The organism is Massilia sp. (genome assembly GCF_031995545.1).
Classification (GTDB): Bacteria; Pseudomonadota; Gammaproteobacteria; order Burkholderiales; family Burkholderiaceae_D; genus Telluria.
The window spans coordinates 23,791-49,390 of record NZ_DAMAGA010000010.1 but is presented as its reverse complement, the minus strand read 5'-3'; the positions used below and the strand labels follow the sequence as shown (position 1 = coordinate 49,390).

26 protein-coding genes are annotated in these 25,600 nt (G+C 65.3%); 22 read left to right on the top strand and 4 right to left on the bottom strand.

All coding sequences use genetic code 11. The annotated features are described in order from the left end of the window. Window positions 1-32: 32 nt before the first annotated feature. From mlaD to tatC, 22 genes are all read left to right on the top strand, one after another. Complete coding sequence (mlaD, locus tag RTQ83_RS09745) at window positions 33-506, top strand: outer membrane lipid asymmetry maintenance protein MlaD (protein WP_312513832.1); 474 nt, start codon at window positions 33-35, stop codon at window positions 504-506. Beyond that, complete coding sequence (locus RTQ83_RS09740; RefSeq protein ID WP_312513830.1) at window positions 503-1,279, top strand: MlaA family lipoprotein; 777 nt, start codon at window positions 503-505, stop codon at window positions 1,277-1,279. Before mlaD ends, RTQ83_RS09740 begins: the two co-directional genes overlap by 4 nt. Before the next feature lie 72 nt (window positions 1,280-1,351). After that, window positions 1,352-1,999, top strand: a complete 648-nt coding sequence (locus tag RTQ83_RS09735; RefSeq protein ID WP_312513827.1) for an ABC transporter substrate-binding protein — start codon at window positions 1,352-1,354, stop codon at window positions 1,997-1,999. Window positions 2,000-2,009: 10 nt separating this feature from the next. Next, complete coding sequence (locus RTQ83_RS09730; protein WP_312513824.1) at window positions 2,010-2,288, top strand: STAS domain-containing protein; 279 nt, start codon at window positions 2,010-2,012, stop codon at window positions 2,286-2,288. A gap of 220 nt (window positions 2,289-2,508) precedes the next feature. After that, window positions 2,509-3,417 carry an ABC transporter ATP-binding protein gene (locus RTQ83_RS09725; protein WP_312513822.1) on the top strand — a complete coding sequence of 303 codons (909 nt, stop codon included), beginning with the start codon at window positions 2,509-2,511 and terminating at the stop codon, window positions 3,415-3,417. Continuing rightward, window positions 3,418-4,185: an ABC transporter permease gene (locus RTQ83_RS09720; protein WP_312513820.1), complete on the top strand. Its 768-nt coding sequence runs from the start codon at window positions 3,418-3,420 to the stop codon at window positions 4,183-4,185. A gap of 50 nt (window positions 4,186-4,235) precedes the next feature. After that, window positions 4,236-4,472, top strand: coding sequence for a BolA/IbaG family iron-sulfur metabolism protein (locus tag RTQ83_RS09715; RefSeq protein WP_312513818.1), 237 nt, complete (start codon window positions 4,236-4,238; stop codon window positions 4,470-4,472). A gap of 2 nt (window positions 4,473-4,474) precedes the next feature. Next, on the top strand, window positions 4,475-5,725 hold the full coding sequence (gene murA / locus RTQ83_RS09710; RefSeq protein WP_312513816.1) for a UDP-N-acetylglucosamine 1-carboxyvinyltransferase: 1,251 nt from the start codon (window positions 4,475-4,477) through the stop codon (window positions 5,723-5,725). Window positions 5,726-5,748: 23 nt separating this feature from the next. Next, window positions 5,749-6,420, top strand: coding sequence for an ATP phosphoribosyltransferase (gene hisG / locus RTQ83_RS09705; protein ID WP_312513814.1), 672 nt, complete (start codon window positions 5,749-5,751; stop codon window positions 6,418-6,420). 5 nt (window positions 6,421-6,425) lie between these two features. Continuing rightward, complete coding sequence (gene hisD / locus RTQ83_RS09700; protein WP_312513812.1) at window positions 6,426-7,763, top strand: histidinol dehydrogenase; 1,338 nt, start codon at window positions 6,426-6,428, stop codon at window positions 7,761-7,763. Further along, window positions 7,760-8,611, top strand: a complete 852-nt coding sequence (locus tag RTQ83_RS09695; RefSeq protein ID WP_312513810.1) for a site-specific DNA-methyltransferase — start codon at window positions 7,760-7,762, stop codon at window positions 8,609-8,611. The genes hisD and RTQ83_RS09695 overlap by 4 nt, the downstream gene beginning before the upstream one ends. After that, window positions 8,608-9,708: a histidinol-phosphate transaminase gene (gene hisC, locus RTQ83_RS09690; RefSeq protein ID WP_312513808.1), complete on the top strand. Its 1,101-nt coding sequence runs from the start codon at window positions 8,608-8,610 to the stop codon at window positions 9,706-9,708. The genes RTQ83_RS09695 and hisC overlap by 4 nt, the downstream gene beginning before the upstream one ends. Window positions 9,709-9,751: 43 nt before the next feature. Then, window positions 9,752-10,342 carry an imidazoleglycerol-phosphate dehydratase HisB gene (gene hisB / locus RTQ83_RS09685; protein ID WP_312513806.1) on the top strand — a complete coding sequence of 197 codons (591 nt, stop codon included), beginning with the start codon at window positions 9,752-9,754 and terminating at the stop codon, window positions 10,340-10,342. A 2-nt stretch (window positions 10,343-10,344) separates the two neighbouring features. Further along, window positions 10,345-10,986 (top strand): imidazole glycerol phosphate synthase subunit HisH, encoded by a 642-nt coding sequence (gene hisH / locus RTQ83_RS09680; RefSeq protein WP_312513804.1) that lies wholly within the window; start codon window positions 10,345-10,347, stop codon window positions 10,984-10,986. A gap of 64 nt (window positions 10,987-11,050) precedes the next feature. Continuing rightward, the gene (gene hisA, locus RTQ83_RS09675; protein ID WP_312513802.1) at window positions 11,051-11,827 is read left to right on the top strand and encodes a 1-(5-phosphoribosyl)-5-[(5-phosphoribosylamino)methylideneamino]imidazole-4-carboxamide isomerase; all 777 of its coding nucleotides are present in this window, start codon (window positions 11,051-11,053) and stop codon (window positions 11,825-11,827) included. Window positions 11,828-11,830: 3 nt separating this feature from the next. Beyond that, window positions 11,831-12,592 carry an imidazole glycerol phosphate synthase subunit HisF gene (gene hisF / locus RTQ83_RS09670; RefSeq protein WP_312513800.1) on the top strand — a complete coding sequence of 254 codons (762 nt, stop codon included), beginning with the start codon at window positions 11,831-11,833 and terminating at the stop codon, window positions 12,590-12,592. A 4-nt stretch (window positions 12,593-12,596) separates the two neighbouring features. After that, on the top strand, window positions 12,597-13,010 hold the full coding sequence (gene hisI, locus RTQ83_RS09665) for a phosphoribosyl-AMP cyclohydrolase (RefSeq protein WP_312513797.1): 414 nt from the start codon (window positions 12,597-12,599) through the stop codon (window positions 13,008-13,010). Further along, window positions 13,007-13,345: a phosphoribosyl-ATP diphosphatase gene (locus RTQ83_RS09660; RefSeq protein WP_312513795.1), complete on the top strand. Its 339-nt coding sequence runs from the start codon at window positions 13,007-13,009 to the stop codon at window positions 13,343-13,345. Before hisI ends, RTQ83_RS09660 begins: the two co-directional genes overlap by 4 nt. A gap of 181 nt (window positions 13,346-13,526) precedes the next feature. Beyond that, window positions 13,527-13,901: a histidine triad nucleotide-binding protein gene (locus tag RTQ83_RS09655; RefSeq protein ID WP_312513792.1), complete on the top strand. Its 375-nt coding sequence runs from the start codon at window positions 13,527-13,529 to the stop codon at window positions 13,899-13,901. A 126-nt stretch (window positions 13,902-14,027) separates the two neighbouring features. Further along, window positions 14,028-14,279 (top strand): Sec-independent protein translocase subunit TatA, encoded by a 252-nt coding sequence (gene tatA, locus RTQ83_RS09650; RefSeq protein WP_312513789.1) that lies wholly within the window; start codon window positions 14,028-14,030, stop codon window positions 14,277-14,279. A 12-nt stretch (window positions 14,280-14,291) separates the two neighbouring features. Further along, window positions 14,292-14,837, top strand: a complete 546-nt coding sequence (tatB, locus tag RTQ83_RS09645) for a Sec-independent protein translocase protein TatB (RefSeq protein ID WP_312513786.1) — start codon at window positions 14,292-14,294, stop codon at window positions 14,835-14,837. A 17-nt stretch (window positions 14,838-14,854) separates the two neighbouring features. Continuing rightward, window positions 14,855-15,607 carry a twin-arginine translocase subunit TatC gene (gene tatC / locus RTQ83_RS09640; RefSeq protein WP_312513784.1) on the top strand — a complete coding sequence of 251 codons (753 nt, stop codon included), beginning with the start codon at window positions 14,855-14,857 and terminating at the stop codon, window positions 15,605-15,607. 30 nt (window positions 15,608-15,637) lie between these two features. Here tatC and RTQ83_RS09635 read toward each other — a convergent pair whose 3' ends face one another. From RTQ83_RS09635 to RTQ83_RS09620, 4 genes are all read right to left on the bottom strand, one after another. Next, window positions 15,638-17,134 (bottom strand): PHB depolymerase family esterase, encoded by a 1,497-nt coding sequence (locus RTQ83_RS09635; protein WP_409456100.1) that lies wholly within the window; start codon window positions 17,132-17,134, stop codon window positions 15,638-15,640. 174 nt (window positions 17,135-17,308) lie between these two features. After that, window positions 17,309-19,198 (bottom strand): DUF885 domain-containing protein, encoded by a 1,890-nt coding sequence (locus RTQ83_RS09630; protein ID WP_312513778.1) that lies wholly within the window; start codon window positions 19,196-19,198, stop codon window positions 17,309-17,311. 160 nt (window positions 19,199-19,358) lie between these two features. Beyond that, window positions 19,359-23,528 (bottom strand): DEAD/DEAH box helicase, encoded by a 4,170-nt coding sequence (locus RTQ83_RS09625; RefSeq protein WP_312513776.1) that lies wholly within the window; start codon window positions 23,526-23,528, stop codon window positions 19,359-19,361. Then, window positions 23,525-25,477: a prolyl oligopeptidase family serine peptidase gene (locus RTQ83_RS09620; RefSeq protein WP_312513773.1), complete on the bottom strand. Its 1,953-nt coding sequence runs from the start codon at window positions 25,475-25,477 to the stop codon at window positions 23,525-23,527. Before RTQ83_RS09620 ends, RTQ83_RS09625 begins: the two co-directional genes overlap by 4 nt. Window positions 25,478-25,600 lie beyond the last annotated feature (123 nt).

Genomic DNA, 25,600 nt, shown 5'->3' with positions numbered 1-25,600 from the left:
TCAAAAAATACAACGGTTCTGAAGGTATTCAAATGCATCGCAAAACTATCGACGTCTGGGTCGGCCTGTTTGTCCTGCTGGGTCTGGCTTCCCTGCTGTTCCTGGCCTTCCAGGCCGGGAATATGAGTTCCATGTCGTTCGGCCAGACCTACAGCATCACCGGCCGTTTCGACAATATCGGCGGCCTCAAGCCGCAAGCGCCGGTCAAGAGTGCCGGCGTGGTGGTCGGCCGCGTCAGCGACATCACGTTCGACGACAAGAGCTTTCAGGCTTCCGTGCGCCTCGATATGGACACGGAGTATAAATTCCCAAAAGATAGTTCTCTTAAAATTTTGACTGCTGGTTTGCTCGGCGAGCAGTACATCGGTATCGAAGCCGGTGGCGACGAGAAAAACCTGGCCGAAGGCGACCGCATCATCCGTACCCAGTCGGCGACGGTGCTCGAAGATTTGATTAACCAATTTATCTACAGCAAGGCTGCAGAAGGAAAGGAAGGTAGTGAATGAAGCACACCGTCACGCTCTCGCGCCTGCGCGCATGCGCCATTGCCGCCGCTGTACTGGTCCTGAGCGGTTGCGCCACCACGGCCAATAACCCGCAAGACCCGCTGGAAGGCTATAACCGCGCAGTATTCAGCTTCAACGACGCGGTCGACCGCGCCGTGCTCAAGCCGACCGCCACCGGGTATAAAAAAGTGGTGCCGGGCTTCGCGCAAACTGGCGTGAACAATTTCTTCGGCAATTTGTCGGATGCCTGGAGCTCGATCAACAATTTCTTGCAAGGCAAGGGTGAAGACGGCGCCACCGATTTCGGCCGCTTCGCACTGAACTCGACCTTCGGCGTGCTGGGCCTGTTCGACATCGCTTCCGAAGCCGGCATGCCGAAACACAACGAGGATTTCGGCCAGACCCTGGGTAAATGGGGCGTGCCGAGCGGTCCCTTCTTGATGTTGCCGTTGTTGGGCCCATCTACGGTGCGTGACACCGCGGCCTTGCCGGCCGATTTCGCCGGCGACATCTGGAAGTACAAGGATCCGACCAACGTGCGCAATATCGGCGCCGGTGTGCGCATCGTCGACAAGCGCGCCACGCTGCTCGACGCGTCGAACCTGCTGGAAGAAGCCGCGCTGGACCGCTATGAGTTCCTGCGCGACGGCTACATGCAGCGCCGCCAGAGCCAGGTGTACGACGGCGACGTGCCGCGCCAGGCCGACGACGATGCGGATGCCGACGCGAACTCGCAGGTGGTGCCGCAGCCGGTGTCGCCGGACAAGAAGTAAACACTAACCAGGTACCAGCCGCCCGGCTGCGCTGTTGAAAGCGCCCGGCGGCGCCAACCGAAAGGAAAATGTATGAAGCCAGTCATGCAACTGTTCGCCGCCGCGGCCGCGACCGTGGTCTTCTCCACCAGCGTCATCGCCGCGCCGGTCGCCAATGAAGCGCCGGACGCGCTGGTCAAGCGCATCAGCGCCGACGTGATCGACAGCGTCAAGGCCGACAAGGACATCCAGGCCGGCAACCGCAGCAAGATCATGGACCTGGTCAATTCCAAGATCCTGCCGTACGTAGATGCACCGAAGATGACCCAGCAGGCGGCCGGCCGCCACTGGCGCACTGCCACCCCGGAGCAGCAGCAGAAGCTGACCCAGGAATTCCGCACCCTGCTGGTGTACACCTACGCCGGCGCGCTGTCGACCATCAAGAACGAAACCGTCGAGTTCAAGCCGATGCGCGGCAGCCCGACCGATACCGACGTCGAAGTGCGTTCGCAGGTGAACGTCTCGCGCGGCGAGCCGATCACCCTGAACTACCGTCTGAGCAAAGGTGACCAGGGCTGGAAGATCTACGACGTGAACGTGCTCGGTGCCTGGCTGGTCGAAACCTACAAGAGCACCTTCAACAGCGAAATCAGCAAGGGCGGCGTGGATGGCCTGATCAAGCGCCTGGTCGATCGCAACGCCCAGCTGGCATCGAAGCCGCTGGCCACCCCGGCAAAGTAAGCACGACGTAATGGCTGAAGCAAATCCGATGCTGTCGATCGACGCCCTGACCTTCACCACCGCCCGCGAGGCGCTGGAGCAGGGCGCGGCCGCGATCCGCGCCGGCGAGACCGTGTTCGACCTGGGCGGCGTGAAAGCCGCCGACTCGTCGGGCGTGGCCCTGCTGCTGGCCTGGCAGCGCCGCGCGCTGGACGCCGGCCACCGCGTCACCTTCGTCAACGTGCCCGACAACGTGCACAAGCTGGCGGCCCTGTACGGGGTCGATACGCTGCTGCCGCAGCAGGCGTGAAGCGCTGCCGTTGAAGTCCTTCGCATCGCGCCGGCCCGTCCGGCGCGACGTTTTTGTGGCATCCCTTGTGCGTAGTCCCTCCTGCCTGCGCCTGTATTGCACCCGCCCGTCGGGAATCCGGCCACGCCCGGCTTGACATGGCGATTTCACCTATAATCACCGGTTTCCCCTGCACGGTTACGGTGCGTACGATGTGCGCGCGCCACCCCACCCAACAAGCATGACAGCGATCCAGATCGACAGCGTCGAGAAAAGCTACAAAGGCTTCAAGGCCCTGAAGGGCGTCTCCCTGAACATCGAACAGGGCGAGTTCTTCGGCCTCCTCGGTCCCAACGGGGCCGGCAAGACCACCCTGATTTCCACCATCGCGGGCCTGATCCGGCCCGACGCCGGCAGCGTGCGCATCCACGGCCACGATGTCGTCACCGACTTCCGCGAAGCGAGGAAGCGCCTGGGCGTGGTGCCGCAGGAACTGGTGTTCGACCCGTTCTTCACGGTGCGCGAGACGCTGCGCCTGCAGTCGGGCTACTTCGGCATCCGCAACAACGACGCCTGGATCGACGAGGTGATGCACAACCTGGACCTGACCGACAAGGCCGACGTGAACATGCGCGCGCTGTCGGGCGGCATGAAGCGGCGCGTGCTGGTGGCGCAGGCGCTGGTGCACCGTCCGCCGGTCATCGTGCTCGACGAGCCGACCGCCGGCGTCGACGTCGAGCTGCGCCAGACCCTGTGGAAGTTCATCTCGCGCCTCAATCGCGAGGGCGGCCACACGGTCGTGCTGACCACCCACTACCTGGAAGAGGCGCAGGCCATGTGCCAGCGCGTGGCCATGCTCAAGCGCGGTGAAGTGGTGGCGCTGGATAACATGAGCAGCCTGCTGCGCCGGGTGTCGGGTTCGCAGCTGGTGGTGCACCTGAAGTCGGGTGACTTGCCGGAAGGGCTGCGCCATCTGGTCTCCCATGATGAGCATAACCACGGCAACAAGTACACGCTGCGCGTGAACGATTATTCCGAAGTCGAACCGATCCTGGCGCGCCTGCGCGAGTCAGGCGCTGTGATCGACGAGATGCAACTCGAACAAGCCGACCTGGAAGACATCTTCATCCAGATCATGGAGGGAAAATAAATGAACCTGTTCTCCGTGGGCTTCCGCACCCTGTTCTATAAAGAGTCGCTGCGCTTCTGGAAGGTCGCCACGCAAACCGTGGCCGCGCCGGTGGTCACCGCCATGCTGTACCTGCTCATCTTCGGCCACGTGCTGGACGGCCGGGTCGAGATGCTGGACGGCGTGTCGTACACGTCGTTCCTGATCCCGGGCCTGGTGATGATGAGCGTGCTGCAGAACGCGTTCGCCAACTCGTCCTCGTCGCTGATCCAGTCCAAGATCACCGGCAACCTGGTGTTCATCCTGCTGCCGCCGCTGTCGCATGCCGAGATTTTGTCCGCCTACGTCGCCGCCTCGATCCTGCGCGGCCTGGCCGTGGGTGCCGGCGTGTTCATCGTCACCGCCTGGTTCGCGCACCTGACCTTTGTGGCGCCGCTGTGGATCATCGTGTTCGCGCTGCTGGGCGCGGCCATCCTCGGCACCATGGGCGTGATCGCCGGCGTATGGGCCGAGAAGTTCGACCAGCTGGCGGCGTTCCAGAACTTCCTGATCATGCCGGCCACCTTCCTGGCCGGGGTGTTCTATTCCATCCAAAAATTGCCGCCTTTCTGGCTCGCCGTCTCGCATTTCAACCCGTTCTTTTATATGATTGACGGGTTCCGCTACGGCTTCTTCGGCCAGTCGGACGTATCGCCCTGGACCAGCCTGGCCATCGTGCTGGTGTTCCTGGTGGTGCTGACGACGATTGCGATCACCTTGCTCAAGCGCGGCTACAACCTGCGCCATTAATGAATACCCGCGCGGCATGGCCGCGCACCTTGAAGATATCTGGAGTTACCTTGGCGACCACACCTGAACTGATCCACGGCTATATCAGCGCCGGCCTCGAATGCACCCACCTCGAAGTCAAGGGCGACGGCCACCATTTCGACGCCGTGATCGTCTCCAACGCGTTTGCCGGCAAGCGCCCGATCCAGCGCCACCAGGTGGTGTACGCGGTGCTGGGCGACCGCATGCGCGAAGAGATCCACGCGCTGTCGATGAAGACCCTCACCCCTGAAGAATATCAAGGATAAGCATGGACAAGCTCCAGATCGTCGGCGGCAAACGCCTGCAAGGTGACATCCCGGTCTCCGGTGCCAAGAACGCGGCGCTGCCTATTTTGTGCGCGGGCCTGTTGACCGCGGGCGACCTGCACCTGTCGAACGTGCCGCGCCTGCACGACGTGCGCACCATGCTCAAGCTGCTCGAGAAGACCGGCCTCAAGATCGAGCAGGACGATGAGAAGGTGACCATGAACGGCAGCGCCATCGACTCGCTCGAAGCGCCGTACGAACTGGTAAAGACCATGCGCGCCTCGATCCTGGTGCTCGGACCCCTGCTGGCGCGCTTCGGCGAAGCCAAGGTTTCGCTGCCGGGGGGCTGCGCCATCGGCTCGCGTCCGGTCGACCAGCACATCAAGGGCCTGCGCGCGATGGGCGCCGAGATCACGATCGAGGGCGGCTACATCTACGCCAAAGCCAAGAAGCTGAAAGGCGCGCGCATCCACACCGACATGATCACCGTCACCGGCACCGAGAACCTCTTGATGGCCGCGACCCTGGCCGAAGGCGAGACGGTGCTGGAAAACGCCGCGCGCGAGCCGGAAGTGACCGACCTGGCCAACCTGCTGGTGGCGATGGGCGCGAAGATCGAGGGCATCGGCACCGACCGCCTGGTGATCCAGGGCGTCGACGAACTGCACGGCGCCACCCACGCCGTGATCTCGGACCGCATCGAAGCGGCCACCTTCCTGTGCGCAGTGGCTGCCACCGGCGGCGAGATCGTGCTGACCAACACCCGCACCGACATCTTCGACGTCGCGCTCGACAAGCTGCGCGAAATGGGCCTGCAGCTGACCGTCGGCAGCGACACCATCCGCGCCAAAATGGATGGCCGTGCGCAGCCGGTGTCGTTCCGCACCACCGAATATCCGGGCTTCCCGACCGACATGCAGGCGCAGTTCATGGCGGTGAACACCATCGCCAACGGCGCCTCGAAGGTCACCGAGACCATCTTCGAGAACCGCTTCATGCACGTGCAGGAGATGAACCGCCTCGGCGCGCATATCTCGACCGAAGGCAATACCGCCTTCATCAAGGGCGTGGAACGCCTGGTCGGCGCGCCGGTGATGGCGACCGACCTGCGCGCCTCGGCTTCGCTGGTGATCGCCGGCATGGCGGCCGAGGGCACGACCCTGATCGACCGCATCTACCACCTCGACCGCGGCTATGACAGGATGGAAGTGAAGCTGTCGGCGGTGGGCGCCGATATCGTTCGGATCAAGTAAGTGCGCATCAAGTAAAGACTCACATGACTTTCGAAAGCAAAAACGGCACGTCCCTGATCCTGGCGCTGTCCAAGGGCCGCATCTTCGAAGACACCCTGCCGCTGCTGTCGGCGGCCGGGATCGAGGTGCTGGAAAACCCGGAAACCTCGCGCAAGCTGATCCTGCCGACCAACGACCCGGGCGTGCGCGTGCTGATCGTGCGCGCCAGCGACGTGCCGACCTATGTCCAGCATGGCGCCGCCGACTTCGGCGTGGCCGGCAAGGACGTGCTGCTCGAGCATGGCGGGGAAGGGCTGTACCAGCCGATCGACCTGCGCATCGCCAGCTGCCGCATGTCGGTGGCGGTGAACGCCGGCTTCGACTACGAGAGCGCGGTGCGCCAGGGCGCGCGCCTGCGCGTGGCGACCAAGTTCGTCAACACCGCGCGCGAGCACTTCGCCTCGAAAGGCGTGCACGTCGACCTGATCAAGCTGTATGGTTCGATGGAATTGGCGCCGCTGGTCGGCCTGTCGGACGCCATCGTCGACGTGGTCTCGACCGGCGGCACGCTGCGCGCCAACAACCTGGTCGAAGTCGAAAAGATCATGGACATCTCCTCGCGCCTGGTCGTCAACCAGGCCGCGCTCAAGCTCAAGCGCGAGCGCCTGCAACCGATTTTGGAGGCGTTCGAACGCGCCTCGAATGCTAAAGGCTAAAAGCAATGGCAGTACAGATCCGCAAACTCGATTCCAGCACCGCTGACTTCAAGCAGACGCTGGGTGCCCTGTTGGCCTTCGAGGCCGAGACCGACGACGCCATCGAGAACGCCGTCACCAGCATCCTGCGCGACGTGAAAGCGCGCGGCGACGCTGCGGTGCTGGAGTACACGAATAAATTCGACCGCATCCCGAACGGCGGCGCCAGGTCGATGTCCGAATTCGACGTCGGCCAGGCCGAACTCGATGCGGCCCTGGCATCGCTGCCAGCGGCCCAGCGCGACGCGCTGCAAGTCGCGGCCGAGCGCGTGCGCGTGTTCCACGAACGCCAGAAGGAAGCGTCGACCGGTTTCACCTTCACCGAACCTGACGGCACGATTCTCGGCCAGCGCGTGACGCCACTTGACCGCGTCGGCATCTACGTCCCGGGCGGCAAGGCGGCGTATCCGTCGTCGGTGCTGATGAACGCGATTCCGGCCCACGTCGCGGGCGTGAAAGAAATCATCATGGTCGTTCCGACCCCGGACGGCGTGAAGAACCAGATGGTGCTGGCCGCGGCCGCGATCGCTGGCGTGACGCGCGTGATCACCATCGGTGGCGCGCAGGCCGTCGGCGCGCTGGCGTATGGCACCGAGACCATCCAGCCGGTCGACAAGATCGTCGGCCCGGGTAACGCCTACGTCGCCTCGGCCAAGCGCCGCGTGTTCGGCGTGGTCGGCATCGACATGATCGCCGGCCCGTCCGAAATCCTGGTGCTGTGCGACGGCACCACCGACCCGGACTGGGTGGCGATGGACCTGTTCTCGCAGGCCGAGCACGACGAGCTGGCGCAAGCCATCCTGTTGTGCCCCGACGCCGACTACATCGCCAAGGTGGAAGCCAGCATCCACAAGCTGCTGCCATCGATGCCGCGCGCCGCCACCATCACGACCTCGATGAGCGACCGCGGCGCCCTGATCAAGGTGCGCGACATGGATGAAGCGTGCGAGATCGCCTCGTCGATCGCCGCCGAACACCTGGAAATCTCGGCCGTCGAACCGCAGCAGTGGGCCGATAAAATCCGCCACGCCGGCGCCATGTTCCTGGGCCGCTTCTCGTCCGAATCGCTGGGCGACTATTGCTGCGGTCCGAACCACGTGCTGCCGACCTCGCGCACGGCGCGCTTCTCGTCGCCGCTTGGCGTGTACGACTTCCAGAAACGCTCGTCGGTGATCCAGGTGAGTGAAGCCGGTGCGCAGACGCTGGGCAAGGTCGCCGCAACCCTCGCCTATGGCGAAGGCCTGCAGGCGCACGCGCGCAGTGCCGAACTGCGCCTGCAACCAGTGCCGCCGCAGCAATCATGACGGCCTGGGTCAACCAGGTATTCTGCGAGGATGCGCTGGCCGGGCTGGCGCGCATCCCGGACGGTTCCATCGACCTGATCCTGACTGACCCTCCGTACAACCTCGGCAAGGACTACGGCAACGCCTCCGACCAGCAAAGCGTCGAGGCCTACCTGGCCTGGACCGAGCAGTGGATCGACGCCGCCGTTCCCAAGCTCAAACCCAACGGTAGCCTGTACATCTTCCTCACCTGGCGCTTCGCGCCGGAGATCTTCGTCATGCTCAAGAAACGCATGACGATGATGAACGAAATCATCTGGGACCGCCGCGTGCCGTCGATGGGCGGCAGCGTGCGCAGCTTCTCGTCGGTGCACGACACCATCGGCTTTTTCGCCAAGCGCAAGGATTACTACTTCGACCTGGACGCGGTGCGCATCCCGTATGACGCCGAGACCAAGAAGGCGCGCTCGCGCTCGATTTTCGTTGGCGCCAAGTGGCTCGAAGTCGGCTACAACCCGAAGGACGTGTGGAGCGTGTCACGCCTGCACCGCGAACATCCGGAACGCGCCGACCATCCGACCCAGAAACCGCTCGAGATCATCGAACGCATGGTGAAAGCCTCGTGTCCGCCGGGCGGCGTGGTGCTCGACCCGTTCATGGGCAGCGGCACCACGGCCATCGCGGCCAAGCGCCTCGGACGCCAGTTCACCGGCTTCGAACTGAACCCGGACTATTGCGAGATCATCCAGCAGCGCCTGGCCGCGCCCGAGGTGCCGCTGACCGGCGCCAAGGTCAAGGCCGCGGCCAAGGCCGCCAAACAACGCAAGGCGGCCAAGGCCGTCGACACCACCACGGAAGAAACATCATGACCGACATCACTAAGCTGATCGACAACGCCATCCGCGCCGACGTGCGCGCCATCGGCAGCTATCACGTGCCGGACGCCAGCGGCTACATCAAGCTGGACTCGATGGAGAATCCGTACCAGCTGCCGGAAGAACTGCGCGCCGAACTGGGCACGCGCCTGGCCGAGGCGGCGCTGAACCGCTATCCAGTGCCGTCCTACGACACGCTCAAGAGCCGCATCTGCGCCAAGCTGGGCGTCCCGGCCGGCTACAACGTCCTGGTCGGCAACGGCTCCGATGAGCTGATCACGATCCTGGCCACCACGATAGCGCGCCAGGAGCGGGAAAATAAACGCGCCGTGATCATGGCCCCGATCCCGGCCTTCGTCATGTTCTCGCGCTCAGCCCAGTTTGCGGGCGCGGACTTCGTCGGCGTGCCGCTGCGCGCAGACTTCTCGCTCGACCGCGAAGCCATGCTGGCCGCGATCGAAGAGCACAAGCCGTCGCTGGTGTTCCTGGCCTACCCGAACAACCCGACCGGCAACCTGTTCGACGCCGGCGACATGGAAGCGATCATCGAAGCGCTGGGCGAAACCGGCATTGCCGTGGTCGACGAAGCGTATCAGCCGTTCGCCAAGGTCAGCTTCATGGAGCGCCTGCCGCGCTTCCCGAACCTGATCGTGATGCGCACCCTGTCCAAGCTGGGCCTGGCCGGCATCCGCCTCGGCTACATGGCTGGCGCCGCGCCGCTGCTGGCGCAGTTCGAGAAGGTCCGCCCGCCGTACAACGTCAACGTGCTCACGCAAGTGGCGGCCGAGTTCGCGCTCGACCACATCGAGGTGCTGGACCGCCAGGCCGATCTGCTGAACGAAGAACGTTCGCGCCTGGCGGCCGCGCTGGCCGAACTGCCGGGCGTGACGGTGTTCCCGTCGGCCGCGAATTTCATCTCGCTGCGGGTGCCGGACGCCGAGCGCGTCTGCACGCATCTTCACGGCGCGAAGGTCCTGATCAAGAATTTGAGTAAAATGCACACATTGCTGGCCAACTGCATCCGCGTCACGGTCAGCACTCCCGAAGAGAACGCCCAGTTCCTGAACGCCCTGAAGACGTCCCTGAAGTAAACCAACCGCGGTCCACCGAGGCCGATTGACGAGCACCCCAGCAATGACCCGCACCGCCGACATCACGCGCAACACCAACGAGACCCAGATCCGCGTCTCGATCAACCTCGACGGCACCGGCCGCCAGAAGCTCAATACCGGCGTCCCCTTCCTCGACCACATGCTCGACCAGATCGCGCGCCACGGCATGTTCGACCTCGAAGTCGAAGCCGTCGGCGACCTGCACATCGACGCCCACCACACGGTCGAAGATGTCGGCATCACGCTGGGCATGGCGGTGGCCAAGGCGATCGGCGACAAGAAGGGCATCCGCCGCTACGGCCACTCGTATGTGCCGCTGGACGAGGCGCTGTCGCGCGTGGTGATCGATTTCTCGGGCCGTCCGGGACTGGAACTGCACGTGCCGTTCACGCGCGCCATGATCGGCACCTTCGACGTCGACCTGACCGGTGAATTCTTCCGCGGCTTCGTCAATCACGCGGCGGTGACCCTGCACATCGATAACCTGCGCGGCGTGAACGCGCACCACCAGTGCGAGACCGTGTTCAAGGCCTTCGGCCGCGCGCTGCGCATGGCCACTGAACTGGACGAACGCGCCGCCGGCATCATCCCGTCGACCAAAGGCAGCCTGTAATCATGGCGAACAAGATTGTGGTGGTCGACGGTCTCGGCAACCTGCGCTCGGTGGTGCAGGCGCTGCGCACCGCGGCGCCGGAAGCCGACGTGCTGGTCTCGCACAACGCCGACGACATCGACCGCGCCGACCGTATCGTGCTGCCGGGCCAGGGCGCGATGCGCGACTGCATGACCAGCCTGCGTGAATCGGGCGCCGAAGAGGCCGTGCTGCGCGCCGCGAAGACGCGTCCGGTGATGGGCGTGTGCGTCGGCGAGCAGATGCTGTTCGACGCGAGCGAAGAAAACGGCGGCACGCCGGGCCTGGGCCTGTTGCCGGGCAAGGTGGTGCGCTTCCAATTAGACGGCAAATTGCAGAGCGACGGCTCGCGTTTCAAAGTGCCGCAGATGGGCTGGAACCGCGTGCGCCACTCGCGCGAGCACCCACTGTGGGACGGCGTCGACGACGGCAGCTATTTCTATTTCGTGCACAGCTATTACGCGGTGCCCGAGAACGCGCAGGACACGATTGGCGAAGCCGACTACGGCGCGCCCTACTGCTGCGCGGTCGGCCGCGATAATATCGTCGCCACCCAGTTCCACCCGGAGAAGAGTGCGGAAGCGGGCCTGCGCCTGTACCGCAATTTCGTTCACTGGACTCCTTGAATCATTGTTGATTCACCCCGTTCGATTCACCCCGACTCACTCGTCAACCCAACCGATAACGACCATGCTGCTGATCCCCGCCATCGACCTGAAAGACGGTCACTGCGTTCGCCTGAAACAAGGCGATATGGACCTCGCCACCGTGTTTTCCGAAGATCCCGCCGAGATGGCGCTGCATTGGCTCAAGAAGGGCGCCCGCCGGCTGCACCTGGTCGACCTGAACGGCGCATTCGCGGGTAAGCCGAAGAACGAATCCGCCATCAAGGCGATCCTGAGAGCGGTGCAGGACTATGCCGACGACAACGGCATCGACGAGATCCCGGTGCAGCTGGGCGGCGGCATCCGCGACCTCGACACCATCGAGCGCTACCTGGACGACGGCATCAGCTACATCATCGTCGGCACCGCCGCGGTGAAGAACCCGGGCTTCCTGCACGACGCCTGCGGCGCCTTCCCGGGCCACATCATCGTCGGCCTGGACGCCAAGGACGGCAAGGTCGCGACCGACGGCTGGAGCAAGATGTCGGGCCACGAAGTGATCGACCTGGCGCAGAAGTTCGAAGGCTACGGCGTCGAATCGATCGTCTACACCGACATCGGCCGCGACGGCATGATGGGCGGCGTGAACATCGAAGCCACCGTCAAGCTGGCGCGCGCGGTGAAGATTCCGATCATCGCCTCGGGCGGCGTGCACGTGCTGGCCGACGTCGAAGCGCTGTGCGCGGTGCAGGACGAAGGCATCGAAGGCGTGATCTGCGGCCGTTCGATCTATGAAGGCACGCTCGACCTGGCTTCGGCCCAGGACCGCGCCGACGAACTGACCGAAGGCTCGGACGCTTAACGCATGCTCGCAAAACGCATCATTCCCTGCCTCGACGTCACCGGCGGCCGCGTGGTCAAGGGCGTCAACTTCACCGAGCTGCGCGATGCCGGCGACCCGGTCGAGATCGCGCGCCGCTATGACGCGCAAGGCGCCGACGAGATCACCTTCCTCGACATCACCGCCTCGAGCGACGGCCGCGACCTGATCCTGCCGATCATCGAAGCCGTGGCCTCGACCGTGTTCATTCCGCTCACCGTCGGTGGCGGCGTGCGCAAGGTCGAGGACGTGCGCCGCCTGCTCAATGCCGGCGCCGACAAGGTCAGCATGAACACCTCGGCCGTGACCAATCCGCAGCTGGTGTTCGACTGCGCCCACAAGCACGGCTCGCAGTGCATCGTGGTGGCGATCGACGCCAAGCAGGTCGAACCGGGCCGCTGGGAAGTCTTTACCCATGGCGGGCGCAACCCCACCGGCCTGGACGCCGTGGAATGGGCGCGCAAGATGGAAAGCCTGGGCGCCGGTGAGTTGCTGCTCACTTCGATGGACCGCGACGGTACCAAGTCGGGCTTCGACCTGGGGCTGACGCGCGCCGTGTCGGACGCGGTCGGCATTTCGGTGATCGCTTCGGGCGGCGTCGGCGGCCTGCAGGATCTGGCCGACGGCATCCTCGAAGGCCACGCCGACGCGGTGCTGGCGGCCAGCATCTTCCACTACGGGCAGCACACGGTCGGCGAAGCCAAGCGCTTCATGGCTGAGCGTGGCATCCCGATGCGCCTGGAGTAAGCAGATGGTGAACAACGCCAAATGGCTGAACAAGGTGCGCTGGGATGAACACGGCCTGGTGCCGGTGATCGCCCAGGAAGCGGCGACCGGTGACATATTGATGTTCGCCTGGATGAACCGCGAAGCGCTGGAACGCACCGTCGAACTGAAGGAAGCGGTGTACTGGAGCCGCTCGCGCAAGAAGCTGTGGCACAAGGGCGAAGAATCGGGCCACACCCAGAAGGTGCTGGAGATTCGCCTCGACTGCGATGAAGACGTGGTGCTGCTCAAGATCGAGCAGGCCGGCGGCATCGCCTGCCATACCGGACGCCATTCGTGCTTCTTCCAGAAGTACGACAATGGCGACTGGCACAGCGTCGAGCCGGTGCTGCAGGACCCCGACACCATCTATTCTACGGACAAGAAGAAATCCCCATGAGCGTTACCCTGGCCCGTGTCGCGGCCGTGATCGAATCGCGTAAACCCGAGCAGGGCGGCGACCCTGCGACCTCGTATGTCGCCAAGCTGTTCGCCAAGGGCGACGACGCGATCCTGAAGAAGATCGGTGAGGAAGCCACCGAGCTGGTGATGGCCGCCAAGGATGCGCGCGTGGCGGGCGACTCGGGCAAAGTGCTGTATGAATGCGCCGACCTCTGGTTCCATTCGATGGTGTTGCTGGCCAAGTTCGACCTGACCCCGCAGCAGGTGCTGGACGAGCTGGCACGCCGTGAAGGCGTGTCGGGCATCGACGAAAAAGCCGCGCGCAAGGAATAAGCTGTTGCATTAAAGCTTGCCTCGATGCAAGTAAGCGCCTGCTCACCGTGCGGCCAAGCCGAACCGGTGTCATAATCGGCTTTTGGTCGTCACACCGATGTCACGCTTCGTTGATACGATGCGCTGGTTCCACGGAAAGCCCAGCCACGTGGCACGGTGTAATAAAAAACCTGGAGACAAGATGGATAACTGCATTTTTTGCAAGATCGTCGCCAAGCAGATTCCGGCCGCCATCGTCTATGAAGACGAAGACGTGCTCGCCTTCAAGGACATCAACCCGGCTGCCCCCGTGCACCTGCTGGTGATCCCGAAGCAGCACGTGGCCACGCTATCGGACTGCACCGATGCCCATGCCAGGGTGCTGGGCAAGATGCTGGCGCTGGCGCCGAAGCTTGCAAAAGAGAATGGTATCGACGTCAAGACCGACGCGAATGGCAACACCAGCGGCGGTTTCAAGACCCTGATCAACGCCGGTCCGGATGGCGGTCAGGAAGTCTATCACCTGCATTTGCACATGGTTGGCGGTCCGCGTCCGTGGCGTGGCCTGAACATCTAAGGCAGGCGTAAGTTTTGGTGGGAGCAGTCGGTTCCCGCATCGCATATACTGCGTGTTGGCGGCACTATTCGCTGCACATACGCTTGTCCGTTTTACAGGCGCCAGGCGCCTTGCTAGGAGATAAACATGGGTTCGATGAGTATTTGGCACTGGGTGATCGTGCTGGTGGTTGTGATGCTGATTTTCGGCACCAAGAAGCTGGGCAATATGGGTTCCGACCTGGGCAAGGCCGTGAAAGGCTTCAAGGACGGCGTCAAGAGCGATGAAGAAAAGGCCAACGCGGCCAATCCGGTCAACCCGGCCACGGGTCAGCCGACCCAGCAAGTGGCCGACAAGTCGACCATCGACGTGGAAGCCCGCGACAAGACCCGTCTGTAATCAAGCAGTTCCATGATCGATCTTGGACTGTCGAAACTGGCGATCATCGGCGTGGTCGCCCTGATCGTGATCGGCCCTGAAAAGCTGCCGAAAGTGGCGCGCATGGCCGGGACGCTCTACGGCCGCGCCCAGCGCTACCTGCACGACGTTAAATCCGAGGTCAGCCGCGAAATCGAGCTCGACGAGCTGCGCAACCTGCACAAGGAAGTGCAGGACCGCGCGCAGTCGTTCAAGGACGAGGTGCAATCGGCCAAGAACGACTTCGAGTCGAACGTGACCAGTCACGTCGACGAGGTCGAAGCGCTCTGGGATGGCGGTAATGCCCATGAGAACGCCAGCACCAGTGCCAGCAGCAGTAGTGGCTACGGCACGCCGACGCTCGAAGACATCGACCGCAAGGCCAAGGACTTCCGCCGCAAGAAGCTGGTGCGCACTTCCGCCGTGCCGGCCTGGTACAAGAACCGCCATGGCACCAAGCGCCATGTGATGTCGGGCGCCGCCCGCGTCCGCAAGTTCCGTCCGGGTTCGGGCGCGAAATCCAATTCTTCCTTCTTTTGATTAGCTGAAAATAGTAGATGAGCGAGCAAGCCGGCGAAGAAACTTTTATCTCGCACCTGGTCGAGCTGCGTGACCGGCTGGTCAAGGCCTCGATCGGTATCGCGATCGTCTGCGCCGCGCTGATGCTGTGGCCGGGCCCGTCGCAAATCTACGACCTGCTGGCCGAGCCGATGATCGCCTCGATGCCGAAGGGCTCGACCATGATCGCCACCGGCGTCATTTCGCCGTTCCTGGTGCCGATGAAGGTGACGCTGCTGCTGTCTTTCATCGTCGCGCTGCCGTGGGTGTTCTACCAGGCCTGGGCGTTTGTCGCCCCTGGCCTGTATGCCCATGAAAAGCGCCTGGTGCTGCCGCTGGTGATTTCGTCCTCGCTGCTGTTCATCGGCGGCGTGGCGTTCTGCTACTTCTTCGTGTTCGGCCGCGTGTTCCACTTCATCGGCGAGTTCGCCCCTACCTCGATCGCGGTCATGCCCGATATCGAGAACTACCTCGATTTCGTGATGTCGATGTGCCTGGCCTTCGGCGCCTCGTTCGAGGTGCCGGTGGTGGTGGTGATCCTGGTACGCATGGGGATCGTCAGCATCGAGAAGCTGCGCGAGATCCGTTCGTATGTGATCGTCGGCGCGTTCGTGATTGCCGCCATCGTGACGCCGCCGGACGTGGTCAGCCAGCTGGCGCTGGCGATTCCGATGTGGCTGCTGTACGAACTGGGCCTGCTGGTGGCGCCGGCCTTCCAGCGCGCGACGCAGGCGCCGGAAGAGGCAGCGTAATTCGTAGGGGCGGCGGCGTAGCCGCCAACCCTAAGGGCAACTCCCCACCACGTAATATCCCGCCGACCTCTGCGCCAGCGTGCTGGTGAAGAAGATGTTGTACAAGCCCATGTTCTGATTCGAGCCGTTGGCCAGCGCATAGCCGCCGCTGGCGTGCGCGCGACCCGCCTGCACGTGAGCGTAATTGGTGGCCGTGCTGGTGGTGCAGGTGAACACCGGTGGCGGTGTCCCGGTGCCGACCTGGAACGATGGAATCGTACAAGCCGCCGACACCTGGCCGTTGCTGCCGGTCGCCGTCACACTGCCGCTGTAGGTGCCGTCGAGCCGCGCCGCATACGCCTTGCTGAACCCGCTCCCGCTGCCCGCCGCAGCATCGTTCACCGGCGACGGCCCGCTCAACAACACCCGATAGCTCGCGATCGTCCCGCCATCGAACGAGGCGGCACCGGTGATCGTCACGGTCGATCCCGATACGCTGGCGCGGCACGCGCTCATCACCGGCGCCTGCGCCTGCGTCACGCGCAGGTTGTTGGTGAACCAGAAATCCATCAGGAAGGCCGGATAGTTCACCCGCGTCGCATTCACGAAATTGGCATTCTGCCCGCCGCTGCCGGCCGGCCACGCATGACCCAGCCCGCTGACCGTGATCTCGGTGGTGCGCAGCTTGCCGTTGGCATCCGTGTACGGCACGTTGCTGCCGCTGCCCGGCACGCTCACCGCCGCGCCTTTCACGAACGTGCCGCCATAGACCTGGCGCAGCGCGGCGGCGTCGAGCGGGCCGTAGGCCTGCGCCACCGTGTAGTCGCTCGTGCCCCAGATCACGCTCGCGATCTGGCTCGAGAAGGAAGCGGCCGCGTTGCCCGCCATCGCGCGGCAGTTGTCGGCTGCGGTGGTGGCGCTGAAGCCCGACGGCACCAGCGAGATCTGCCCCGAACTGACGCCCGGCGCGGGACCGGCGCTGATGCCGACGCCGGCGAAGATCTCGGGCGCGGTGCAGGCCAGCACCATGGCCTTGGCACCGCCCGAGGACAAGCCCGTCACGTACACCTGCTTCGGATCGATCGCGTACTGTGGGTTGCTCAGGAAGCGGTTGACCAGATCGAGCAGCACCGCGCTGTGGCCATAGCTGCGGCTGCGGTTGGTGGCGGCCCAGTCCCAGCAGTGGGTGCCATAGACATTGCCGGTGGCGTTCGGCGCCAGGATCACGGCACCGTAGCGGTCGGCCATCGCCTTCCAGTTGAAGCCGGCGTCGCCGCTGCTGTCGATCACGTCGCCGCCCGCCGTCTGCACGCAGCCGTGCAGCACCAGGATCAGCGCGCGCTTGCCGTCGAGGGTTGGCGGCGTGGCCGGCCAGTAGTAGTAGCCGGTGAGGGCGCCGCCGTAGGTCGTGTCGCTGGCCCAGGTCTGGTTGGCGCTCCAGGTGCCGGGGCCTTGCTGGACCGGCGTCTGCGCGTGCGCCGATGCCCAGGGCGCCAGCAGCACCGCCAGGAAGGCGAGCTGCAGCAGTAACTGGGGGAAGAACAGCATGGCGGCGTGCGCCGCCCGTCGGACGAGGGATTGCATGCGGTGTCTCCGATTATGGTTATGCGACGGGAAGCCCGTCGTTTCATCATAGTCCGCGAGATACCGTGCACAAGCGGGCGTGCCGGCACGCCGCTTGTGCGCTTTTGCACAGCCGAGTGGCCGTGCGCAAGGAAGGTATTACTGCATCAGCTCCGAGATCATCTTCACCGGCGCATTGCCGTAGCTGAGGAACTGGTCGTGGAATTCCTTCAGCTGGAAGCGCTCGCCCAGCTGCTGCTTGCGCTGCTCGCGCAGTTCCATGATCTGGTGGTAGCCGCTGAAGTAGCTGGTCAGCTGCACCGAGGTCAAGGTCACGCGGCGCCACTTCTCGTCGGCTTCCTGGCGCGTCTGGAATGCCTGGCGGGTCAAGAGGTCGATCGCTTCGGCCTGCTTCATGCCGTTCACATGCACGCTGTAGTCGAGGATGGTGTTGGTCACGCTGCGCAGGTTCCACTTCGAGTACATCAGCCACATCTCGGGCGCGTTGTCGCCGTAGCCCGATTCGAGCATCATGCGCTCTCCATATACGGCCCAGCCTTCGACCATGGCGCCATTGCCGAACAGGGATTTGATCAGCGAAGGCGAACGGTTCGCATGCACCAGCTGCGCATAGTGACCGGGGATCGCTTCGTGGATGTTCAGGATCTGCAGGATCCACTCGTTGTACTCGCGCAGGCTGCTCTCGGCCTGTTCCGCCGTCAAACCGTCGAGCGGGGTGACGTTGTAATAGGTCTTGTCCTTGGAGCGGTACGGGCCCGGTGCGTCGATGCTGGCGCCGGCCACGCCGCGCTGGTACATCGGGGTTTCGCGCACTTCCAGCGGTTTGCTTGGGTCGAGCGTGAGCAGGTCGTGCTTGATGACCCAGTCCTGCAGCTGCGGGATCTGGCGCCGGATCTCGGACACGAAGTTCTCGCGCGTCACGTGGCGGCTCGAGAGCTTGTCGATCATCATGCCGATCTTCTTGAAGCGGTCCGTTGGCTTGCTGACGCCCGCCATGTAGCGCGGCCATAGTTCATCCGACACCGCATCCATGCGGGTAAGCAGCTCTTCGCGCGTGGCCAGCGCCTTGCGGTAGGTCTGCTCGGCGCTGTTTGAAGACTGGATGTCGAGCGCGAACTTCTGTTCGTACAGCGCTTTGCCGATGCGGAACGGGCGCGCCTGGCCGTTGGCGGCCTGGCGCTTCTCGATCCCGTCCAAAAATTCCATGTAACCCAGCAGCGCAGTGCCGGCGTTGGCGATGCGCTGGGCGAAGATGGCTTTTTCCTGCGTGGTCAGGATCGATTCCTGGGCCGCCTTGCCCAGGTCGGCCAGGATCACCATGGTGCCCGGCGCCTGCGCGATCGCGAGCTGGGTGTGCTCGCGCGTCGGCGTGGTGATCGAGGCTTGCGCCGCCTGGTAGTAGGCCGGCACCTCGGCGAGGCGCTTGAGGATGGTGCGCAGGCGCTGCGGCTTGGCGGCGTAGTCGGTATTCAGGATCAGGTCGAGCGGCGCGGCAACGTTGTACAGCGCCGGGTTCCACTCGTATTCGCGCCAGCTGGTCAGGCTCCAGCGGTCCTGTTCCAGTTTGTTCAGCAGCAGCGCCAGGTCGGTGCGGTAGCGCGGCGACAGCTGCTTGGGATCGAGCTTGCCGAATTTTTCCAGCCACTCGTTGGCGAAGGCGAGCTTCCTGGCACGGGTGGCGGCATCGGGAATGGTCAGGTTGGCGGCCTGGTCGAACTTGCCGACATAGATGCCGCCTTCAGGATCGATGCGCCACAGCGCGGTCAGGTATTGCATGCTCATCGACGCCATGCGGCGGTCGAGGCGGCGCTCGCTGGCGCTGGCGCTGGACGCGGTCGACGCGGTGGCCGCACCGGCAGCGGCTGCGCCGGCTGCGACGACGGCGGCTTTCTTGCCTTTATTGCCCGTCGTTTTCTTGACGACTTTGGAGGACTTGGCCTTGGCTTTGGACTTGGAGGTGGCGGCGCTGGCCGGCGCCAGTGCGAAACACGCCAGCAAGGCTGCCAGCGCGATCTTGGTTTTCATCATCGTATTCGGCCCTGTGACAAATGAATAGGGTGGCCAGAATCGCCCTTTGCAGGCGCGGATTCGGGCGCGGAGCGCGTGCAGATTAGCATCAAACGTGGCCGTTGCGGCCATCCTGAAACATTCCGACACGTAAGTTTGACAATGTTGATGTCGCGTCAACCTAGCGTCCCAGGCCCGTGCGCAACATCTCCAGCATGTCCTGCGGCGACATGCGCGCCGCCATCTCGGTGCCTTCCAGCAGGCTGTCGGCCAGGTCGCGCTTGTGGCGGTGCAGGTCGACGATGCCTTCCTCGATGGTGCCGCGCGCCACCAGGCGGTAGATGGTGACGGGACGCTGCTGGCCCATGCGGTGCGCGCGGTCCGAGGCCTGGTCTTCCACCGCCGGGTTCCACCACGGATCCATGTGGATCACATAGTCGGCCGCGGTCAGGTTGATGCCGACCCCGCCCGCCTTCAGGCTGATCAGGAACATGTCGCCGTCGCCGGCCTGGAACGCATCGACCCGTTTTTTACGTTCCTGCATCGGCGTCGCACCGTCCAGGTACTGGTAGCGGATGCCCTGTTTATCCAGGTAGCTGCGGATCAGGGTCAGGTGGTCGACGAACTGGCTGAACACCAGCACCTTGTGCCGGTTCTCGAGCAGGTCGGACGTCAGGCGCGCGAACGCGGCCAGCTTGCTGCTGACAATGCCGGCGCCGGGCGCCACCAGCTCGGGATTGCAGCAGGCGCGGCGCAGGCGCATCATCTCGGCCAGGATCTCGATCGACTTCTGGCCTTCGGGCGCTTCCAGCGCCGCCAGTTTATCCAGCGCTTGCCGGCGCAATGATTCGTACAGCGCGCTCTCTTCGGCACTCAGCTCCACCGGCAGCACGATTTCGGTGCGCGGAGGGAGTTCGGTCAGCACCTGCGCCTTGGTGCGGCGCAGGATGAAGGGCGCGGTCAGGCGGCGCAGGCGCGCACGGGCGCCGGCTTCGGCGCGTCTGTCTCTATTCTTGTCCGTCTGCGCCTTTTCGATCGGGCCGGCGAAGCGCAGCTGGAACTGGTCGGCGGTGCCGAGCAGGCCCGGATTGATGAAGCGGAACAGGTTCCACAACTCGCCCAGGTGGTTCTCCAGCGGGGTGCCGGTGGCGGCCATGCGGAAGTCGCCCTGCAGCGCCATCACCGTCTGCGAACGCTTGGTGTGCATGTTCTTGATCGCCTGCGCTTCGTCCAGCACGATGCTGTGCCAGCGCCGGCCCTTGAACCGCGCCGCTTCCAGCTGCAGCAGGCCGTAGCTGACCACCACCACGTCGAACGGGCCGGCCTGTTCGACCGTTGCCGCGCGGTCGCCCGCACCGAACAGCTTCAGGTTCAGCGTCGGCGCGAAGCGCGATGCCTCGTCGATCCAGTTCAGGCACACGGTGGTCGGCGCCACCACCAGCGCCGGACCGTCCTTGGCGCGCGTGAGCAGCAGCGCCAGCGCCTGCAGCGTCTTGCCCAGGCCCATGTCGTCGGCCAGGCAGGCGCCCACGCCCCAGTGGGCCAGGCGTCCCAGCCACTCGAAACCCTCGCGCTGGTAGTCGCGCAGTTCGGCCTGCAGCGTCGACGGCAGCGCGGGCACGAAGGCCGCGTTCTCGGCCATGCGCGCCAGGTGCGTGGTCCAGGCCTTGTCGGCGTCGACGCTGCCGGCGTCGCGCGCCAGTTCGTCCAGCGCAAAGCTCGACAGCGCGTGAGTACGGATACCGTCGCCATGCAGTTCGCCGTAGGCGCCCAGCTCGGTCAGGCGTCGGTGCAGTTCGTCGGACAGGGCCAGGTATTCGTTCTCGCCCAGCGCCACGAAGCGGCTGCCGCTCTCGCGCATCTTCTCCAGCAGGGTGCGCAGGTTCATCACGCGGCCCTCGTCGATCACGACGTCGCCGTTGGCCGCGAACCAGTCCTTGTCGCGCCGGATCTGCACCCGCACCGATTTGGCTGTCGCCTTTTTGGTGACGCGGAATTTCTCGCCTTCGGGCCAGGCGACCACGATGCCTTGTTCCTCGACCCCGCGCAGCTGGTCCACCAGTTCCAGCGCCAGCAGTGGCTGGCCGAGCAGCCATTCGCCGTGGTCGAATTCCGCCTGCTCCAGCACCTGGCAAGCGCCCACCAGCTGGCGCTCGGCTTCGCGCTCGGCGTTCAGGTCGCGCCGCGCCTCTAGGCGCACGCCGTCGACATCGGCGATCACGCTGGCCGCGCCTTCGCCCGGACCGTAATAGGCGCCGGCATCCGGCAGCGGGCGCACCAAGAGCTGCATGCGCAGGCCCTGTTGATAAGGGCGCAGGTGCACGTGCAGCCGCGGGTCGGCGTCGATGGTCTCGATGTCGGTCGCGCTGGCACCGATGTCCGACTGCACGGTGACGATCGAGGACACGGCGCCGATCGCGCGCAGCACGCGCCGCTCGGCCGCCAGCGGCACGTTCAGGCCGTCGCCCAGGATGGCGGCGATGCGCCGGTGTTCGTCGTTGATGTGCACCAGGCGCAGGCGGGTCGGCGTTTCGCGCGTGACCACCACGTCGCCGTTGGCCGCTTCCAGGCTCGGTTGCAGCGCGATGTGGACGCTGTCGTCGTGCTTGGTGACGCGCAGTTCCGGCTCGCCCGGCAGCAGCTCGACCCGCGTGCCCGGCGCATCCATCCAGAACAGCAGCGGATGGCCGACCAGCGCCGCCAGCGCCTTGGTGATCTCGAGCTCGAAGCGGATGCCGCTGCCGGCGTAGTAGCGGCGCCCGGCGATGGCATGCACCGCCTGCAGGTCCTGGGCGGTGAGGAAGTCGAGTTGCTGGCCTTCCTCGGCCAGGCGCTTTAGGCCCACGGCGCGGCCGCGGGTCCAGGCGCCTTGCGCGTCGCGTTTCTGTTCGCGCGGTTCGACTTCCTGCACGCCCAGGTGCGGGTCGTAGCGGATCATCCACACCAGGCGCGATTCGCGTACCGTCTCGACGCTGACTGCCGGCTGCAGGTTGATCAGGGCGTTCAGCTGGCGCTCCCACGATTCCTCGCGCGCGAACCAGGACGTCATGTCGGCGAAGCGGTGGCGCCGGCGCAGTTCGGAGGCGCGCTGTTCATGTGCGATTGCACCTGGAACGGCGCCGGCCTGGCCCATCTGCGCCAGCACGCCGGCCAGCTGGGCCGACCACAGATCGAAGCCGGCTTGTTCGGACACGGCCAGCATGTCCTCGATGCGGGCGCGCTGCCCGCTCAGGGCGGACAACCCCAGCCAGTAGTGGATCAGGGCGCGGAACACGGTCGGTTCCAGCGCCATCTCCCAGCTGCGGGTGGCGAACAAATCGGCGTCGACGGTGCCGCGCCTTACTTCGTGCAGCATGCCGAGCTGGAACCAGACCGCGTTTTCGGGACGCTGCACCGAGCGCGTGACGCTCTCCAGCCAGGCATCGAGCAGCTTGCGGTGCCCGGCATCGGTGCTGCGCAGCAGGGCGGCGACGGCCAGGTGCGCGGCCGGGCCGTCGAAGGTGGCCTTGCGCTTGCCGGTTTCCTTGCGCAGCTGTTTCAGCGCCGCTTCGACGCCGGCCAGGCCCGCATCCAGGTCGTCGCGCAGGATCTGTACCACGCTGCGCAGGAACAGGCCGGGCGAATCGCCCATCTCGGCTACCATCTCCAGCGTGTCGTCCAGGCGCCCGCACAGCAGGTAGTGTTCGCCCAGCGCCAGGCGCAGCGGGCTTTCGGGGCTGCTCCTCGGCAGGTAGCGCTCGGCGCAGGCGCGCACCGCCGGCGCGATCGCCGGTTCGTTCAGCAGGTGCAGCACCAGCACCTGCAGCACCCGCTCGCGCAGGCGCGGGTGGATGCGTTCGATCAGGGCCGGCTCGAACGGCCGCGCGCAGACGTCGACCAGCGGATGCAGGTAGTTCGCCTCATGGCAGCGCAGGCAGGCGTCGAGCAGCGGCGTGACCACGTCTTCGCCTTCGCCCGTGAGCAGGGCGATGCGCAGCAGGGCCAGGCCCTGGCGGTAGCTGCGCAGCATCAGGTTGCCCTGCCAGTCGCGCCGCAGGGGCGATACCTGGCCGTAGGCCGCCGCCACCTGGGCGAACAGGCCGTCGTCGAGGGCGCGGTCGAGCATCGGCCAGGCGGCGAACGGCACGATCGCCATGCCGCGCTCGTTGGCGTCGAGCAGCAGGCCGGCGCCGTGCAGGCGCGCCAGCTCGTCGGCCCATTGCGCCGGCGGCAGCGCCGCGCCCAGCGCGCGCATGTGTTCCAGGATGCGCTGGCGGCCCATCGGCTCGCCGGCCATCGCCAGCAGCGTCAGGATCGCGCGTTCTTCGGCACTGCAGTCGGCCAGCAGGGCGTCCAGGTCGTCCCGCGTCATGCAGCGTCGAGGTTGTCGATCTCGATCTGCGGCAGGCCTGACGGCACCGGAATGCCGAACACGCGCAGGTAGAACACCAGTTCCGCTTCCAGCGTGCGCACCACGCTGTCGGCCTTGCGGAAGCCGTGGCCTTCGCCTTCGAGCGTGATGTAGGCCACCGGCAGGCGGCGCGCGCGCAGCGCTTCGACCATGCTCTCGGACTGCTGCGGCGGCACCACCTTGTCGTCCAGGCCCTGGAAGAAGATCATCGGGCGGCGCAGCTTGTCGCTGTGGTGGATCGGCGAGCGTTCGCGGTACACGGCCTGCGCACGATCGGGCGGGGCGATCAGGTACTGGTTGTAGTGCGATTCGAACTTGTGCGAGTCGGCGTCCAGCCCGGCCAGGTCGGACACGCCGTAGTAGCTGGCGCCGGCCTTGAACACGTCGTGGAAGGCCAGGCTCGATAACACCGTCAGGCCGCCGGCGCTGCTGCCGCGGATCAAGAGGCGTTCGGGATCGACCAGGCCTTGCTGCGCCAGGTAGCGCGCGCCGGCCACGCAATCCTCGACGTCGACCACGCCCCACTGGCCCTCGAGCAGGTTGCGGTATTCACGGCCAAAGCCGGTGCTGCCGCCGTAGTTCACGTCCAGCACGGCGAAGCCGCGGCTGGTCCAGAACTGGGTCGACAGCTTCAGGGTGCTGGCCGCCATGCCGGTCGGGCCGCCGTGGCCGATCACGATCAGCGGCGGCAGTTCGCCGGCGGCCGGTTCGTGGTCGGCGTTGGCGGGGGCGTAATAGAAGGCGTGCGCGGTGCGGCCGTTTTCACTTGGATACTTGACCGCGAGCGGCACCGACAGGTAGCCGGTGCTTGGCGGCTGCGGGATCGAATGCGCCAGCACCTCGTTGGCGTCGCCCAGCAGGTCGATGCGCACCAGTTCCGGCGCGATGGTCGGGGCGCCGCCGAGGAAGGCGACGATATCGCCCTGCACCCGCAGGTCGCGGATTTCTTCGTATGCCGTCTCGATCGGCAGCAGGCTGCCGTCGCGCGTGGACAGGCGCGCCAGATAGCTGACGCCGTTCTCGATATAGGCGCAGATGATCTCGTCGTCCGAACGGAAGCCGTACAGCGAGCCGCCGAAGGCCCAGTGCGGGCTGCCGAATTCCGCTGCGCGCGGGCACAGCGGCTCGACCACGCCGTGCCCGAAGCGGTACAGGTTCCACCAGCCGCTGCGGTCCGAGACGAAGTGCAGCACGCCGGCCGGCGACCACTCCGGCTGGCAGATCGATTCCTGGGGGCCGCCCGCGACCAGGCGCCCGTTGGCCAGCGTGCCGTCGTCCTGGACATCGGCCAGCCACAGTTCGGTGCCGACCCACGGCATGCGCGGATGGTCCCAGCACAGCCAGGCCAGCTGGCGTCCGTCGGGCGACAGGCGTGGCGCGGCATAGAAGTCGTTGCCCTCGACCAGTACGGTCTCGACGCCGTCGAAGCCGACCGCGCACAGGGTGTTGGTGGGGTAGGTGGCGCCGCTGGAGTGGTCTTCGCGCACGGCGACCAGGCGCCGGCGCGCGCGGTCGAGCACGAAGTCGGCGAAGCGGCGCGTACCGTCCAGGGTGACGGCGGTCGGTTCGCCGCCGGCCGGGATGCTGTACAGGCGGTTATCCACATGGTGCGAGAACCAGATGTCGCCATCGGCCAGCAGGCAGGCGCCGCCACCGTATTCGTGCACCCGGGTGCGGACGTTGAACGGAGCCGGGGTGAGTTCGCACGTGCCGCCGGCGTCGTGCAGCATCAGGGTGGTGCGTCCGGATTCGCTGGCGCGTCCCTCCAGCCAGGCCAGGCGTGGGCCGTCGAGCATGACTTGCGACAGCGGCACGGCGCCGGCGGCCACCACGGCGGCAGTGATCGGCGACGTCCAGGCGCCGCACGGCGTGGCTTGTTTGCTCGAATCTTGGCTGGCGGCAATGCTCATGACGACTCCCTTTCAACTTGGACCATGCATTATAAGAGCCTATGCCGGCAGGCAGGAGTCGCTCCTGACGCGCCTGGCAAACGTGAGCGGCGTTGCTCGTCGTTGCATGGCTAGCCATGCGGC

Bases quoted from the DNA above. Each gene is read 5' to 3' on its own strand.
- mlaD (WP_312513832.1), top strand. From the start codon at position 33: ATGCATCGCAAAACTATCGACGTCTGGGTCGGCCTGTTTGTCCTGCTG.
- RTQ83_RS09740 (WP_312513830.1), top strand. From the start codon at position 503: ATGAAGCACACCGTCACGCTCTCGCGCCTGCGCGCATGCGCCATTGCC.
- RTQ83_RS09735 (WP_312513827.1), top strand. From the start codon at position 1,352: ATGAAGCCAGTCATGCAACTGTTCGCCGCCGCGGCCGCGACCGTGGTC.
- RTQ83_RS09730 (WP_312513824.1), top strand. From the start codon at position 2,010: ATGGCTGAAGCAAATCCGATGCTGTCGATCGACGCCCTGACCTTCACC.
- RTQ83_RS09725 (WP_312513822.1), top strand. From the start codon at position 2,509: ATGACAGCGATCCAGATCGACAGCGTCGAGAAAAGCTACAAAGGCTTC.
- RTQ83_RS09720 (WP_312513820.1), top strand. From the start codon at position 3,418: ATGAACCTGTTCTCCGTGGGCTTCCGCACCCTGTTCTATAAAGAGTCG.
- murA (WP_312513816.1), top strand. From the start codon at position 4,475: ATGGACAAGCTCCAGATCGTCGGCGGCAAACGCCTGCAAGGTGACATC.
- hisG (WP_312513814.1), top strand. From the start codon at position 5,749: ATGACTTTCGAAAGCAAAAACGGCACGTCCCTGATCCTGGCGCTGTCC.
- hisD (WP_312513812.1), top strand. From the start codon at position 6,426: ATGGCAGTACAGATCCGCAAACTCGATTCCAGCACCGCTGACTTCAAG.
- RTQ83_RS09695 (WP_312513810.1), top strand. From the start codon at position 7,760: ATGACGGCCTGGGTCAACCAGGTATTCTGCGAGGATGCGCTGGCCGGG.
- hisC (WP_312513808.1), top strand. From the start codon at position 8,608: ATGACCGACATCACTAAGCTGATCGACAACGCCATCCGCGCCGACGTG.
- hisB (WP_312513806.1), top strand. From the start codon at position 9,752: ATGACCCGCACCGCCGACATCACGCGCAACACCAACGAGACCCAGATC.
- hisH (WP_312513804.1), top strand. From the start codon at position 10,345: ATGGCGAACAAGATTGTGGTGGTCGACGGTCTCGGCAACCTGCGCTCG.
- hisA (WP_312513802.1), top strand. From the start codon at position 11,051: ATGCTGCTGATCCCCGCCATCGACCTGAAAGACGGTCACTGCGTTCGC.
- hisF (WP_312513800.1), top strand. From the start codon at position 11,831: ATGCTCGCAAAACGCATCATTCCCTGCCTCGACGTCACCGGCGGCCGC.
- hisI (WP_312513797.1), top strand. From the start codon at position 12,597: ATGGTGAACAACGCCAAATGGCTGAACAAGGTGCGCTGGGATGAACAC.
- RTQ83_RS09660 (WP_312513795.1), top strand. From the start codon at position 13,007: ATGAGCGTTACCCTGGCCCGTGTCGCGGCCGTGATCGAATCGCGTAAA.
- RTQ83_RS09655 (WP_312513792.1), top strand. From the start codon at position 13,527: ATGGATAACTGCATTTTTTGCAAGATCGTCGCCAAGCAGATTCCGGCC.
- tatA (WP_312513789.1), top strand. From the start codon at position 14,028: ATGGGTTCGATGAGTATTTGGCACTGGGTGATCGTGCTGGTGGTTGTG.
- tatB (WP_312513786.1), top strand. From the start codon at position 14,292: ATGATCGATCTTGGACTGTCGAAACTGGCGATCATCGGCGTGGTCGCC.
- tatC (WP_312513784.1), top strand. From the start codon at position 14,855: ATGAGCGAGCAAGCCGGCGAAGAAACTTTTATCTCGCACCTGGTCGAG.
- RTQ83_RS09635 (WP_409456100.1), bottom strand. From the start codon at position 17,134: ATGCTGTTCTTCCCCCAGTTACTGCTGCAGCTCGCCTTCCTGGCGGTG.
- RTQ83_RS09630 (WP_312513778.1), bottom strand. From the start codon at position 19,198: ATGATGAAAACCAAGATCGCGCTGGCAGCCTTGCTGGCGTGTTTCGCA.
- RTQ83_RS09625 (WP_312513776.1), bottom strand. From the start codon at position 23,528: ATGACGCGGGACGACCTGGACGCCCTGCTGGCCGACTGCAGTGCCGAA.
- RTQ83_RS09620 (WP_312513773.1), bottom strand. From the start codon at position 25,477: ATGAGCATTGCCGCCAGCCAAGATTCGAGCAAACAAGCCACGCCGTGC.